At 61.7% G+C, this 12,997-nt stretch carries 9 protein-coding genes; 8 read left to right on the forward strand and 1 reads right to left on the reverse strand.

Annotated features, from left to right (window positions below; genetic code table 11):
* The first annotated feature begins 88 nt into the window (after positions 1-88).
* The 6 genes from ACMG4N_RS07350 (at position 89) to ACMG4N_RS07375 (ending at position 8,348) form a co-directional block, all read left to right on the forward strand.
* Positions 89-730: a tetratricopeptide repeat protein gene (locus ACMG4N_RS07350; RefSeq protein WP_335626972.1), complete on the forward strand. Its 642-nt coding sequence runs from the start codon at positions 89-91 to the stop codon at positions 728-730.
* Positions 731-1,873, forward strand: a complete 1,143-nt coding sequence (gene bamB, locus ACMG4N_RS07355; RefSeq protein ID WP_414433189.1) for an outer membrane protein assembly factor BamB — start codon at positions 731-733, stop codon at positions 1,871-1,873.
* Between the two features lie 127 nt (positions 1,874-2,000).
* Complete coding sequence (gene der, locus ACMG4N_RS07360; RefSeq protein ID WP_297770694.1) at positions 2,001-3,407, forward strand: ribosome biogenesis GTPase Der; 1,407 nt, start codon at positions 2,001-2,003, stop codon at positions 3,405-3,407.
* Between the two features lie 102 nt (positions 3,408-3,509).
* Positions 3,510-5,561 carry a TonB-dependent receptor plug domain-containing protein gene (locus tag ACMG4N_RS07365; RefSeq protein ID WP_414433190.1) on the forward strand — a complete coding sequence of 684 codons (2,052 nt, stop codon included), beginning with the start codon at positions 3,510-3,512 and terminating at the stop codon, positions 5,559-5,561.
* A 4-nt stretch (positions 5,562-5,565) separates the two neighbouring features.
* Positions 5,566-6,423, forward strand: coding sequence for a hypothetical protein (locus ACMG4N_RS07370; RefSeq protein WP_335626977.1), 858 nt, complete (start codon positions 5,566-5,568; stop codon positions 6,421-6,423).
* Complete coding sequence (locus ACMG4N_RS07375; RefSeq protein WP_414433191.1) at positions 6,420-8,348, forward strand: ATP-binding protein; 1,929 nt, start codon at positions 6,420-6,422, stop codon at positions 8,346-8,348. The genes ACMG4N_RS07370 and ACMG4N_RS07375 overlap by 4 nt, the downstream gene beginning before the upstream one ends.
* Here the strand turns inward: ACMG4N_RS07375 and xseA are convergent.
* Positions 8,293-9,651: an exodeoxyribonuclease VII large subunit gene (xseA, locus tag ACMG4N_RS07380; RefSeq protein WP_414433192.1), complete on the reverse strand. Its 1,359-nt coding sequence runs from the start codon at positions 9,649-9,651 to the stop codon at positions 8,293-8,295. The two genes, ACMG4N_RS07375 and xseA, sit on opposite strands and share 56 nt — an antisense overlap.
* Before the next feature lie 154 nt (positions 9,652-9,805).
* On the opposite strand from xseA, the gene guaB reads away from it, so the two are divergent.
* Positions 9,806-11,275, forward strand: coding sequence for an IMP dehydrogenase (gene guaB / locus ACMG4N_RS07385; RefSeq protein ID WP_414433193.1), 1,470 nt, complete (start codon positions 9,806-9,808; stop codon positions 11,273-11,275).
* Between the two features lie 97 nt (positions 11,276-11,372).
* On the forward strand, positions 11,373-12,944 hold the full coding sequence (gene guaA, locus ACMG4N_RS07390) for a glutamine-hydrolyzing GMP synthase (protein WP_297770712.1): 1,572 nt from the start codon (positions 11,373-11,375) through the stop codon (positions 12,942-12,944).
* The last annotated feature ends 53 nt before the right edge of the window (positions 12,945-12,997 follow it).

A 12,997-nucleotide genomic window follows, 5' to 3' on the forward strand; every position in this document is an offset into this window, starting at 1 on the left:
CCCGGCGTTGATTTGTGCGCCGGAACAAACGAAATACCCAAGCGCCAGGAAGAACACTTCCTGGCAATAAAAACGAAAGGAGAGCAGGGTGGTCGATTACATCCGCGACGAAGAAGAACAGGTCGAACGCATCAAGGCCTGGTGGCAGGAAAACGGTACCGCTGCAGTGATTACTGTAGTGCTGGCGGTGGCTGCGCTGATTGGCTGGCGTCAATGGCAGGGCCATCAGGGTGAGCAGGCGTCCGAGGCCTCAGCTCACTACCAGGTCATGGTGGAAGCCATGTCTGCCAACCCCATGGATGCGGCGGTCATCAATGACAAGGCCGAGCTCCTCATGGAGGACTTTTCCGGCAGCGCCTATGCGGATTATGCCCGCCTGGCCAAGGCCAACCTGGCTGTGCAGAACGCGGACTACGACAAGGCCGTGAGCTTCCTGCAGCCGGTGGCCGATGATGGTGCCACCGATGAGCTGAGCTACACCGCCAGCTTGCGTCTGGCCCGGGTATTCCTGCAGCAGCAGGCGTGGGACCAGGCCGATGCCCAGCTCGGCAAACGTTTTCCGGCGGCCTTTAACGGCATGGCGCTGGAGCTGAGAGGCGATCTGGCCAAGGCCCAGGGCGAGGCAGAACAGGCCCGTGATCTTTACACACAGGCCCTGGATGTCCTGCAGGACGGTGGTGAAAAAGACCGTGTGCAGATGAAACTGGACGACCTGAAAAGCGCTAATTAAATGAAATATTTCCTCTTCCCCGTGATGCTGGCCAGCCTTGTGCTGGCCGGCTGTAGCTCCAACCCCAATGCCATTGAGCCCAACGACCTGCCGAAATTCGAGTCCAGCTACAAGGTCAAGCGGCTCTGGAAAGAGGGCGTGGGCAACGGGGTGGAGGACAGCCAGTTGTCCCTGCGCCCAGCGGTGACCGAGCAACAGGTCTTTGCCGGCGATGTGTTTGGTGATGTCTATGCGGTCAGCCGCGACAAGGGCAAACGCCAATGGCGGGTGAAAACCGATGACCGTATTGCCGGTGGCTTTTATGCCGGCTACGGCATGGTGCTATACGGTACCCGCGAGGGGATGGCCGTGGCCCTGTCCATGGAAACTGGCGAGACCCTCTGGCGCACCAAGCTTTCCGGCGAAGCCCTGGCGATTCCCGCCAGTGACGGCAATGTTGCTGTATTCCAGACCCAGGACGGCCATGTGACTGCCCTGGATGTGGAAAGCGGCGAACAGCTTTGGGACTACGAGACCCCGGTGCCGACCCTGACCCTGCGTGGCCTGGCACAGCCAACCCTGGATAACGGCAAAGTCTACGCCGGTTTCGCCAACGCCAAGCTGGCGGCGCTGGATTTGGAGAACGGTGTCCCGCTGTGGGAGCAACGTATCGCCGAACCCACCGGTCGCTCCGAACTGGATCGTCTGGTGGATGTGGACAGCAACCTGATCGTGGAAGGCGGTGGTGTGTTCGCGGTGACCTTCCAGGGCAAGGCGGCAGTGGTGGACCAGGAAAACGGTCGCCCCTACTGGGAAAAGGAATTGTCCAGCGCCCAGATCATCAGTGCCAGCAATGGCAGCCTGTTCGTGGCTGACGACAAAGGCCTGGTCCGCGCCCTGGATATGCGTAGTGGTACGGTTCTGTGGAAGCAGGAAAAGCTTTATGGTCGCCGTCTTACCGGTACCGCCGTACAGGGCAATCACGTGGTGATCGGCGACTTCGAAGGCTACCTGCACTGGCTGGATGTGGATGATGGCAGCATCGTCGCCCGCAAACGTCACGATTGGGACGGCTTTGCCGGCACCGCCGTGAGCTACGATGGTGTCCTCTATGTGCTCAGCTACGATGGCAAACTGGCCGCTTACCAACTGAAAGAACGTTAATCCTCGCTGAGGGGTGGTCACGCGATCACCCCCTTGGTGCCTGCCCCCGTATTCCCTTTTTTCTTCTCTCCGCCTCTATCACCGAATTGCGTTACCATAGCGCCCAGACATCCTTGCAGAGACAACTATGAAACCGGTCATCGCCCTGGTGGGGCGGCCCAATGTGGGCAAATCCACCCTGTTTAACCGACTCACCCGTACCCGTGACGCCCTGGTAGCGGATTACCCGGGCCTCACCCGTGACCGCAAGTACGGTGACGGCAGGCTGGGTGACTACCTGTACACCGTCGTGGATACCGGCGGCATCGGGGAAAATGACGATGGCATCGACGAGCCGATGACAGAGCAGTCGCTGACGGCGGTGGGTGAGGCGGACCTGGTATTGTTCATGGTGGATGGTCGCGCCGGCCTGACCGCTGCCGACGAGCAGATTGCCATGGAGCTGCGCAAGCTGCCCAAGCCCACCTATCTGGTGGTGAACAAGACCGACGGCATCGACCCGGATACCGCCATGGCGGATTTCTATGCCCTGGGCCTCAGCGACGTGCTGCCCATCGCGGCTGCCCATGGTCGTGGCGTGCGCAGCATGATCGAAATCGTTCTGGCGGCATTTCCGGATCTGGAACCCTATTACGATGAACAGGGTGAGCCGGTGGATACCAGTGACGGCAGCATTCGTGTGGCCGTGCTGGGGCGCCCCAATGTGGGCAAATCCACCCTGATCAACCGCATGCTGGGGGAAGAGCGTGTGGTGGTGTTCGATCACGCCGGCACCACCCGCGATTCCATTGAGATCCCCTTCGAGCGCATGGAGAAGGCGTATACCCTGATCGATACCGCCGGGGTACGCCGCCGTGGCAAGGTCGCGGAAATGGTGGAAAAATTCTCCGTGATCAAGGCGCTGCAGGCGGTGGATGCGGCCCAGGTGGTGGTGCTGGTGATTGATGCCCGTGAAGGCATCACCGACCAGGATCTGCATCTGCTGGGCTATGTGCTCGACAGTGGTCGCGCCCTGATGATCGCCGTGAACAAGTGGGATGGTCTGGATGCGGACCACAAGGAACGGGTGCGCGTGGAACTGGGGCGCCGCCTGGAATTCGCCCCCTGGGTGAAGATCAAGTTCATCTCCGCGCTGCATGGCACCGGGGTGGGCGACTTGTGGGGCATGATCGAAAAAGCCTGGGATTCCGCCTTTATCAAGGTCGGTACCAACGAGATGACGCGGATCATGGAAAGTATTACCGCCGGCCACCCGCCGCCGCGTAATGGCCGTTTCCGCGCCAAGCTGCGTTACGCGCACCTGGGCGGCAACAATCCGCCTACCATCATCTTGCATGGCAACCGCACCGAATCGTTGCCGATCAGCTACAAACGCTTTCTGGAAAACCGTTTCCGGGAAGTGTTGAAACTGGACGGCACGCCCATCCGGCTGGAATTCAAATCCGGTTCCAATCCCTTTGAAGGGCGCAAGAACACACTGACGGATCGCCAGGTGCACAAGCGCAAGCGAATGATCAAACGCTTCAAGAAGTAACCCCGCTGCGGGGGAGGGGGCCACATCAAACGTCGGGGATCGTGGGGCAAACACTGGGGGCAAGGCCTGCTGGGGCTGGCCTGTGCGCAGGGCGTGCAGGCCATGGAGCCGATGATGCCGCTGGCCGATGAGCCGGCCATGGTGCTGACGCCCGCCCGGGTCAGCCAGCCCCAGTCCGAAGCGCCCGCCAGTGTCACCGTGATCGACCGTAATTTGATCGAAGCCAGCGGCGCCCGTGAACTCTACGAGGTGCTGCGGCTGGTGCCGGGCATGTCGGCGATCAAAGTGGATGGCAATGTGCCCACGGTGGCCTACCACGGCACCCAGGCTCGCGATTCGCGCCGCATGCTGGTGTTGCTGGACGGCCGCAGCCAGTATCAGCCCGGTCTGGCGCGGGTGAACTGGAATGACATGCCGGTGGATATCCGCGATGTGGAGCGCATCGAAGTCACCCGTGGCCCGGCCGCCGCCGCCTACGGTGCCAACGCGTTTACGGCGGTCATCAACATCATTACCCGTGACCCCCGCGATATCAGCAAGCACACCCTGGCGGTGCAGGGCGGCAACAACGCCATCCGCGATGGCTATGCCTCGGCCGCAGGTCGCACCGACGCAGGTGCCTGGCGGGCCTCCCTGTCACGCCGCGCCGATGACGGCTACGACGAACCCTTTGAAGGTAGCCGGCTCAATGACGCCAAACGGGTTGAAACCCTCAATGGCGAATGGGTCCGCGAGCTGGACGCGCGTAATACCCTGATCATGCAGGCTGGCGGCAGCCAGAACCGCCTGGAGCGACAACAGGAAGGCGGGGTGCAGGATATCGGCATCTACCAGCAGGACCCGGTACAAAAAGGCCAGCGCGCCTTTGCCTCCCTGCAATGGCAGCATGCCTTTGATCAGCACCACCAATTGCAGATTACCGGCTACGGCCAGTACACCCGTGATGTAACAGATTTCTCAGTCTGCTATCTGGACCCTCTGACCGGACAGCTTGGACCGGGTGGCGGCGTACTGTTTTCCCAGGAGTTGCGTGAGCTTTATCTGGAAAATGGCCGGGATGCCGGCGCCACCTTCGCGGCGGCACAAAGTGATCCGGATTTTGCCAACCGCTATGCCACCCTGCAGTCCGTCAATGCACCTTTCTGTGCTGCCAGCGCGTTGGATATCGAGGAAGAGCGTTACGACCTGGAAATCCAGGACACCCTGCAAATGGGTGACCGGGTGCGGCTGGTCAGCGGTCTGAATCTGCGCCATGACCGGGTCAGCTCCGACAGCTATCTGTCCGGTACCTACGACAATGTCAGCTACCGTGCCTTTGGCAATCTGGCCGTGGATCTGCTGCGCCCGGTGACCCTGAATCTGGGCGGCTACTGGGAACGTGACAGCATCTCCGGCCAGCATTTCAGCCCCCGTCTGGGGCTCAACTGGCGGGCGGCGCCGGGGCACAGCTTGCGCTATGTATTTTCCAAGGCCCTGCGCACTCCGGATATCTACGAAGACCAGGCGCACACCAATATCCGTGCCCGGGAATTGTCTCCCCCTTTTTCCGACAATACCGAGGCCCTGTTGGGCTGGGCGCCGGCCAATTTCTTTATTACCCAGACCAGTCCCGGCACCCTCAAGCCTGAGCGCATCCGCTCCTGGGAACTGGGTTATTACGGGCAGTTCCCCGGCCTGGAACTCGATGTGCGCTATTTTCAGGAAGAGCTCACCGACCTGCTCAGTCATGCCCTCAACCCCTTCGAGTTCGAACCCAACAACGAAGGCCGGGTGGATCACCAGGGTACTGAGGCCCAGCTGAGCTGGCGGCCCGGTGTGGATCACTTGCTGCGCCTCACCGGGGCCCACATCCATACCCGCGTCAACAAGAAGACCGAAGGCCGCCTGGCGGCCCGTGACAGTGCCAGCGCCCTGTGGGCCTGGCAGTTGAGCCAGCATTGGGGGCTGTCCAGCGCCTATTACCTGGCTGACGATTACAACGACAATGTGTTCGAGCGCCTGGACCTGCAAGTGCGTTTTCGCCACCGGGTGGTCGACACGGAACTGGAATGGAAGGGCGTGGTACAGCATGCTCTGAACAAGGAACCGGCGGTCTTCGAGGAAAATCGCTATCAGGAAGACCGTTTCTGGTTGGGTCTGGCGGTGAGGATATAGAGGAATGAAACGGCAGGGACGCCTCATCCTGTTGTTGTGGCTGGCCTGGCTGGCGCCGTCCCTGTGTGCCCAGACCCCGCTGCCGGTGCATGTGTTTGCCGAGGATGGCCCCTTCCGCGACAGTTTTATGCAGGCCCTGGATGTTGCCGCCATACCACCGATTACTCAGGTGGCCGATCCCAAACAGGCAGAGCTGCTGATCGCCATTGGCGATCAGGCGTTCCGGCGTGCGCAGAAACTGCACAAGCCATTACTGGGCGTCTACGTGAGCCGGTCTGTGGTAACCCTGGCCCAGCGCAAGCGCTGTCAGTGCGAGGGGATCTGGGCCGGTGTGGCATTGCACGATCAGCTGGCCATGCTGGAGATCATGATGCCCCTGGCGCGCCGCGTGGGAGTGATTGTCGGCCCACAAAGCGCCTGGACACCCGGTATGGTGCAGGATTATCAAGGCCGGCTGGGGCTGACCGCCTTGCCGGTCTCGTCGGTGGATGAACTGGGGGATCGCCTGCGCGAAAGTCTGGCCCGGTTCGACGCCCTGCTGCTGCCGGTGGATGGGCAGTTGTTTGGGCCGGGCACAGCCAAGTTGGTGCTGCTGACCAGTTACCGACTGCGGCGGCCGGTGTTTGGCCCGGACCGGGCCTATGTACAGGCAGGCAGTGCGGCCAGCTTGTACGCCAGTGGCTCAGATCTGGTGGCCGAGACCCTGGTCCACCTGCAATTCTTTCACAGCAGCAAGCGCCTGCGCCGCTCCGGGTTTGTACATACCCCGACCGTTGCCGTTAACGAACATGTGGCCAGCAGCTTCGACATGGTGTTTCACGACATCGACTCCCTGCGTGAAGCCTTGGAGGTCACTCCATGAAAGAAACCATGAAAAAAGGGGCGGGCATTCGCAAGCAGCTGCAGCTTCTCGGGTTGATTCCGGCCCTGATCATGCTGTTGCTGTTGCTGGTGGCGCTTACCTGGCAGCGCTTCGAGGATGCGGATCGGGATCTGCGCGATTTGGGCAGCTACCTGGCCCAGCAGATTGCCTCCTCGTCGGAGTATGGGGTACTGGCGGGGAACTATGATGATCTGCGCCGCCAGGCACGCCTGGCCATGCAGCAGGCAGATCTGCAATACGTGGTCTTCCACGACGGTGAGGGCAAGGTGTTGCTCTACGAGGGGCGTGGCCAGCGGCAGGATCACAGCGACGTGCTGGAGTTCCACTCCGGCATCTATCGCCAGCCGGTGTCTGATGGCGATTTGCTGGAAGGGGCCGAGAGCGCAGGCCAGCCGGAACGAATCGGTGAAGTGGTGTTGGGCATGTCCAGCGCCCGGTTGTTGGCACGGCAGAAAGAAATCCTTCTGGCCAGCCTGTTGCCGGCCCTGTTCGCTACCATCATCGGCCTGTGGATCGCCCATTACCTGGCTCGCCAGATTGCCTCGCCACTGGGCTACCTGTCCGGCCTGTTACGCACCCTGCGCAATGGCGATTATCGGGTCCGCGGCCGCAGTCATCTGCGCGGGGAACTGGCCGAACTGCAGGACGATATCAACGAGCTGGCCAGTAGTCTGGAAGGGGCTCATCGGGAGCAACAAAGCGCCATCGACAAATTGCGCCACGCTCACCGTCAGGCGCAGTCCGCCAGCCAGGCCAAGAGTGATTTTCTGGCCATGATGAGTCACGAGCTGCGCACTCCCATGAACGGAGTGCTGGGCATGCTGCAACTGCTCGAAGAAACCCCGCAGAGCGAAGAGCAGCACGAGTACACTCTGGCGGCGCTGGAATCCACCGGCCACCTGCTGGACGTGATTAACGACATTCTCGATTTTTCCCGCATCGAAGCCGGTCGCATGGATCTGGACCCGGTGTTTTTTGAATTGCTGCCGCTGCTGGAAAACTGTGTGGCCACCTTTCGCTACATGGCAGAAAGCAAGGGCCTGTACCTGCGCCTGGAAAATGCCGGGGAGTTGGTTGGCAAAATGGTGCGCAGTGATCCCACCCGGCTGCGCCAGGTGCTTAACAACCTGATCTCCAATGCAGTGAAATTCACCCAGGAAGGGGGCGTGGTCCTGCGGATCACCACCGCCCAGGTTCGTGATGACTGGCTGGACCTGACCCTGGCGGTGCGCGACACCGGCATCGGTATTCCCCAGCATCGCCAGAGCGATTTGTTCAAAGCCTTTTCGCAGATCGACTCGTCCACCTCCCGTCGCTTTGGCGGCACCGGTCTGGGGCTGGCCATCGCCCGCCGTCTCAGTGAAATGCTCGGCGGCACTCTGACAGTGAGCAGCGATGAAGGCGGCGGTAGCACCTTTATCCTGTCCTTGCGTTTGCTTTATCGCAGCCAGGCGCCGGCGCCGCTGGCGGTACCCGCCGAGGAAGAAGACCGTGTTGGCGGCCTGCTTTTCGGGCTGGTACTGCTGGTGGAAGACAACGACGTGAATCTGCTGGTGGCGCGGCGGCTGCTGGAGCACATGGGGGTCACCGTGGTGACCGCCACCAACGGGCGCGAAGCCCTGGAAAAAGTGCGTCAGCGGGATTTTGACTGCATTCTCATGGATGTGCAGATGCCGGTGATGGATGGCCTGGAGGCCACTCGTGAGTTACGGCAATGGGAACGGGAGCGGGGTCGGGCGCCAATCCCGGTGGTGGCGCTCACCGCCAATGCCATGGACGAAGAGCGCGACCGGTGCATGGTGGCGGGCATGAATGCCCACCTGGCCAAGCCCTTCCGCCGTCAGCAGCTTACTCGGGTGCTGAGCCCTTATCTGACGCCTGAACACGCTCAACACGGGCGCTGACTTCGCCGTCTGCCAGACGGGTGGTCAGGGTATCGCCGGCCTGTAACTGGCTGACCGAACGCACCGCCTCTTCCCCCTTGAAGGTAATGCTGTAGCCACGACCCAGGGTCTCCAGAGGGCTGGCGGTGTGCAGCCGTTTGCCCAGATTGCCCAGTTGCACCTGCTGCTGCTGGATCAGCCGGAGCAAGGGCTGTGGCAGGCGCTTTTCCAGAGTCTGTAGCCGTTGCTGGCGGTCCGCCATGAGACGTTCCGGCGATAGCCGGGCCAGCCGTTGCTGGTTGGGGCGCAGGCGGCTTTGCACCAGCGCCAGGCGCTGCTGCATATGGCGCTGCAGACGGCCCTGCAATTCATCCAGCCGTTGGCTGCTTTGTTCCAGGGACTGGCGCGGCGAGCGCAAGCGCTGGCTGAGATGACGCAGACGTTCCTGCGGTGCCCGCAGCTGCTGGGCCATCACCCAGCGCAGGCGTCGATGCAGGCCACCCAGCCGTTGCGTGACCACCGACAGGTCCGGGCTCACCAATTCGGCGGCGGCGGACGGAGTCGGCGCTCGCAGGTCGGCGGCAAAGTCGGTGAGTCCGGTATCCACTTCGTGGCCCACCGCCGAGACAATGGGAATCGGGCAGGCGGCCACGGCACGGGTCAGGGCTTCATCGTTGAACGCCCAGAGATCCTCCAGGGAGCCGCCGCCACGGCCGATGATCAGCACGTCGCATTCGTCCCGGGCAATCGCCACATCCAGCGCCTGACGCAGTTGTGCCGGTGCATCGGCACCCTGTACCGCCGCCGGGTAGATCACCACCGGAATGGACGGGCAGCGGCGCTTGAGGACCTGCAGAATATCGCGGATGGCGGCGCCACTGGGGGAGGTGATCACACCGATCTGGGTGGGCCAGGCGGGCAGGGCGCGCTTGCGCTCCTGGGCGAACAGGCCTTCCGCCTGCAGCTGGGCCTTGAGAGCGTCGAACTGGGCCTTGAGTGCCCCCTGACCCGCCGGCTCCATGTGTTCCACGACAATCTGGAAGTTGCCCCGGGGGACATAGAGGGTGACTTTGGCGCGGATCAGCACCTGTTGTCCGTTCTGGGGATTAAAGTCGAGCAGCCTGTTGCGATTTCGAAACATGGCCCCATTAATCTGGGCACGTGAGTCTTTCAGGCTGAAATACCAGTGACCGGAAGCCGGGCGGGAAAAGTTGGACAGTTCGCCCTGTAGCCAGATCAGCGGGAAGGAACCTTCCAGCAGGCCCTGGGCTTCCAGGTTCAGTTGACTGATGGACAGCGGTTCAGCGCGGGATGAAAATGTCATCGCGGGAGGGTAGCGAGTTTTTTTGCCGTGAGCCAGCGGTGATTGTGTGACCGACCGCCCTTGACGTATAATCGCCCGCCTAATTTAACGGGGTGCTTGGCCGCTCCGCCCGGCGGATTCCGCCAGGGGCCCCCCTCACTTCCTACGGTGCAATATGCTCAGAATTGCGCAAGAGGCACTAACGTTTGACGACGTTTTGCTTGTTCCCGCCCATTCCAATGTGCTGCCCAAGGACGTGTCCCTGAAATCGAAACTGACTCGGGACATTGCTCTGAATATTCCGTTGGCGTCCGCAGCCATGGATACGGTTACCGAGCACCGCCTGGCCATCACCATGGCACAGGAAGGGGGCATCGGTATCCTTCACAAAAGCATGGATACAGCCGACCAGGCGCGTAACGTGCGCATGGTAAAGAAATACGAATCCGGTGTGGTGAAAGATCCCATCACCGTCAGCCCGGAAACCACCGTGGCCGAGCTGCTGCGCATTACCGAAGCCAATAACATTTCCGGTGTGCCGGTGGTGAAAGGCGATCAGGTAGTGGGCATTGTCACCAGCCGTGACACCCGCTTCATCACCAATTACGACCAGTGTGTGAAGGACATCATGACCGGCAAGGACCGGCTGGTGACCGTGCAGGAAGGCGCTGGCGCGGATGAAGTTCAGGCGCTGCTGCACAAGCATCGCATCGAAAAAGTCGTGGTAGTGAACGGCAGCGGTGAATTGCGCGGCATGATCACCGTGAAAGATATCGAGAAAGCCGCCAAATATCCCAACGCCTGCAAAGACTCTCAGGGTCGTCTGCGCGTGGGCGCCGCCGTCGGCACCGGTGCCGGTACTGACGAGCGCGTGGCCGCACTGGTGGAAGCCGGTGTTGACGTGATCGTGGTGGATACCGCCCACGGCCATTCCCAGGGCGTGATTGACCGGGTGGCCTGGGTGAAGAAACACTTCCCCGAGGTGCAGGTGATCGGCGGCAATATTGCCACCGCCGCTGCTGCCAAGGATCTGGTTGCCGCCGGTGCGGATGCCGTGAAAGTCGGTATCGGTCCGGGTTCCATTTGTACCACCCGCATCGTGGCCGGTATCGGCGTGCCGCAGATCACGGCCATCTCCGATGTGGCGGAAGCCCTGAAAGGCACCGGCGTACCGTTGATTGCCGATGGTGGCATCCGTTTCTCCGGTGACATCGCCAAGGCCGTGGCCGCCGGCGCCAGCGCCATCATGATCGGTTCCTTGCTGGCCGGCACCGAAGAGGCGCCGGGTGACGTGGAGCTGTTCCAGGGTAGCTACTACAAGGCTTATCGGGGCATGGGCTCCATGGGGGCCATGTCCGGCTCTACCGGTTCTTCCGACCGCTACTTCCAGGATGCCGCTGCCGGCATCGAGAAGCTGGTGCCGGAAGGTATCGAAGGCCGGGTTCCCTACAAGGGCCCCATGAGCGCCATCGTTCACCAGCTGATGGGCGGCCTGCGCGCCTCCATGGGCTACACCGGCTGTGCCACCATCGAAGAGATGCGCACCAAGCCGGAATTCGTGAAAGTCACCAACGCGGGCATGAAAGAATCCCATGTTCATGACGTGACAATCACCAAGGAAGCGCCGAACTACCCGGTAGGCTGAAGCCCGCCACACTAGTGACAGCGATAACGATTCAGGGCCGGCGTAGCCGGCCCTTGTATTTACAGCCTGCCAGCCAGGCGCCAGCGGAAAGCGAGCCATGCAAGATATCCATGCCCAGCGCATCCTGATTCTGGACTTCGGTTCCCAATACACCCAGCTGATCGCCCGCCGGGTGCGGGAAATCGGCGTGTACTGTGAAATCCGTGCCTTCGACATGACCGCCGAGGAAATCCGCGAGTTTGCGCCCAAGGGCATCATTCTTTCCGGTGGCCCGGAGTCGGTCACCGCCGCCGAAACGCCCCGTGCCCCCGAGGCAGTATTCGAGGCCGGCATCCCGGTGCTGGGTATCTGCTACGGCATGCAGACCATGGCCGAGCAGCTGGGCGGCAAGGTGATTGCCGGTGAAAAGCACGAATTCGGCTATGCCCGGGTCGCCAAGGCGGAAAAGAACGGCCTGCTGGACGGCATCGTCGACCATGAAGAGCAGGGCAAGGAATACCTGGATGTGTGGATGAGCCACGGTGATCGTGTCGGCGAGATGCCGGCGGGTTTCGTGGCGACCGCCACCACCGGCAGCTGCCCCATCGCCGGCATGGCCAACGACGAAAAACGCTTCTACGGCATCCAGTTCCACCCGGAAGTGACCCACACCCTCCAGGGCGGCCGCCTGCTGGAGCGCTTCGTGCGCGAGCTGTGTGACTGCGAAGCCCTGTGGACGCCGAGCAACATCATCAGCGATGCCATCGACACCATCCGCGAGCAGGTCGGCACCGACGAGGTGATCCTGGGCCTGTCCGGCGGGGTGGATTCCTCCGTGGTGGCGGCGCTGCTGCACAAGGCCATCGGCGACCAGCTCACCTGTGTGTTCGTGGACAACGGTCTGCTGCGTCACCAGGAAGGCGACCAGGTCATGGAAATGTTCGCCGACAACATGGGCGTGAAAGTGATCCGGGTGGACGCGGAAGACAACTTCCTCGGCAAACTGGCCGGCGAGGCGGATCCGGAGCTGAAGCGCAAGATCATCGGCAACACCTTCATCGATATCTTCGATGACCAGGCCAGCAAGCTGAAAAACGCCAACTGGCTGGCCCAGGGCACCATCTACCCGGACGTGATCGAGTCTGCCGCCAGCAAGACCGGCAAGGCCCACGTGATCAAGAGCCACCACAACGTGGGCGGCCTGCCGGAAGACATGAAGCTTAAGCTGGTCGAGCCCCTGCGTGAGTTGTTCAAGGATGAAGTGCGCAAGATCGGCCTGGAACTGGGACTGCCCTACGACATGGTCTACCGTCACCCCTTCCCGGGGCCGGGGCTGGGCGTGCGTATTCTTGGTGAAGTGAAGAAGGAATATGCCGACACCCTGCGTCTGGCGGACCATATCTTCATCGAAGAGCTGCGCGCTGCCGGGCTGTACCACAAGACCAGCCAGGCCTTTGCCGTGTTCCTGCCGGTCAAGTCGGTGGGCGTGGTAGGCGATGCCCGTCGCTACGAATACGTGGTGGCCCTGCGTGCCGTGGAAACCATCGACTTCATGACCGCCCGCTGGGCACACCTGCCCTACGAGTTCCTGGAGCTGGTCTCCAGCCGGATCATCAACGAAATCCCGGGCATCAGCCGGGTGACCTACGATATTTCGTCCAAGCCACCGGCGACGATTGAGTGGGAATAAACCACGCAGAATAAAAAAGGCGGCCCTATGGCCGCCTTTTTTATGGGTACCGA

The sequence above is a fragment of the Alcanivorax sp. IL2 genome, from assembly GCF_047495475.1.
Taxonomy (GTDB): Bacteria; Pseudomonadota; Gammaproteobacteria; order Pseudomonadales; family Alcanivoracaceae; genus Alcanivorax.

What these genes read in the sequence shown, in the direction of transcription:
- bamB (WP_414433189.1), top strand. Translation starts at nt 731, where the DNA reads ATGAAATATTTCCTCTTCCCCGTGATGCTGGCCAGCCTTGTGCTGGCC.
- der (WP_297770694.1), top strand. Translation starts at nt 2,001, where the DNA reads ATGAAACCGGTCATCGCCCTGGTGGGGCGGCCCAATGTGGGCAAATCC.
- ACMG4N_RS07365 (WP_414433190.1), top strand. Translation starts at nt 3,510, where the DNA reads ATGGAGCCGATGATGCCGCTGGCCGATGAGCCGGCCATGGTGCTGACG.
- ACMG4N_RS07370 (WP_335626977.1), top strand. Translation starts at nt 5,566, where the DNA reads ATGAAACGGCAGGGACGCCTCATCCTGTTGTTGTGGCTGGCCTGGCTG.
- ACMG4N_RS07375 (WP_414433191.1), top strand. Translation starts at nt 6,420, where the DNA reads ATGAAAGAAACCATGAAAAAAGGGGCGGGCATTCGCAAGCAGCTGCAG.
- xseA (WP_414433192.1), bottom strand. Translation starts at nt 9,651, where the DNA reads ATGACATTTTCATCCCGCGCTGAACCGCTGTCCATCAGTCAACTGAAC.
- guaB (WP_414433193.1), top strand. Translation starts at nt 9,806, where the DNA reads ATGCTCAGAATTGCGCAAGAGGCACTAACGTTTGACGACGTTTTGCTT.
- guaA (WP_297770712.1), top strand. Translation starts at nt 11,373, where the DNA reads ATGCAAGATATCCATGCCCAGCGCATCCTGATTCTGGACTTCGGTTCC.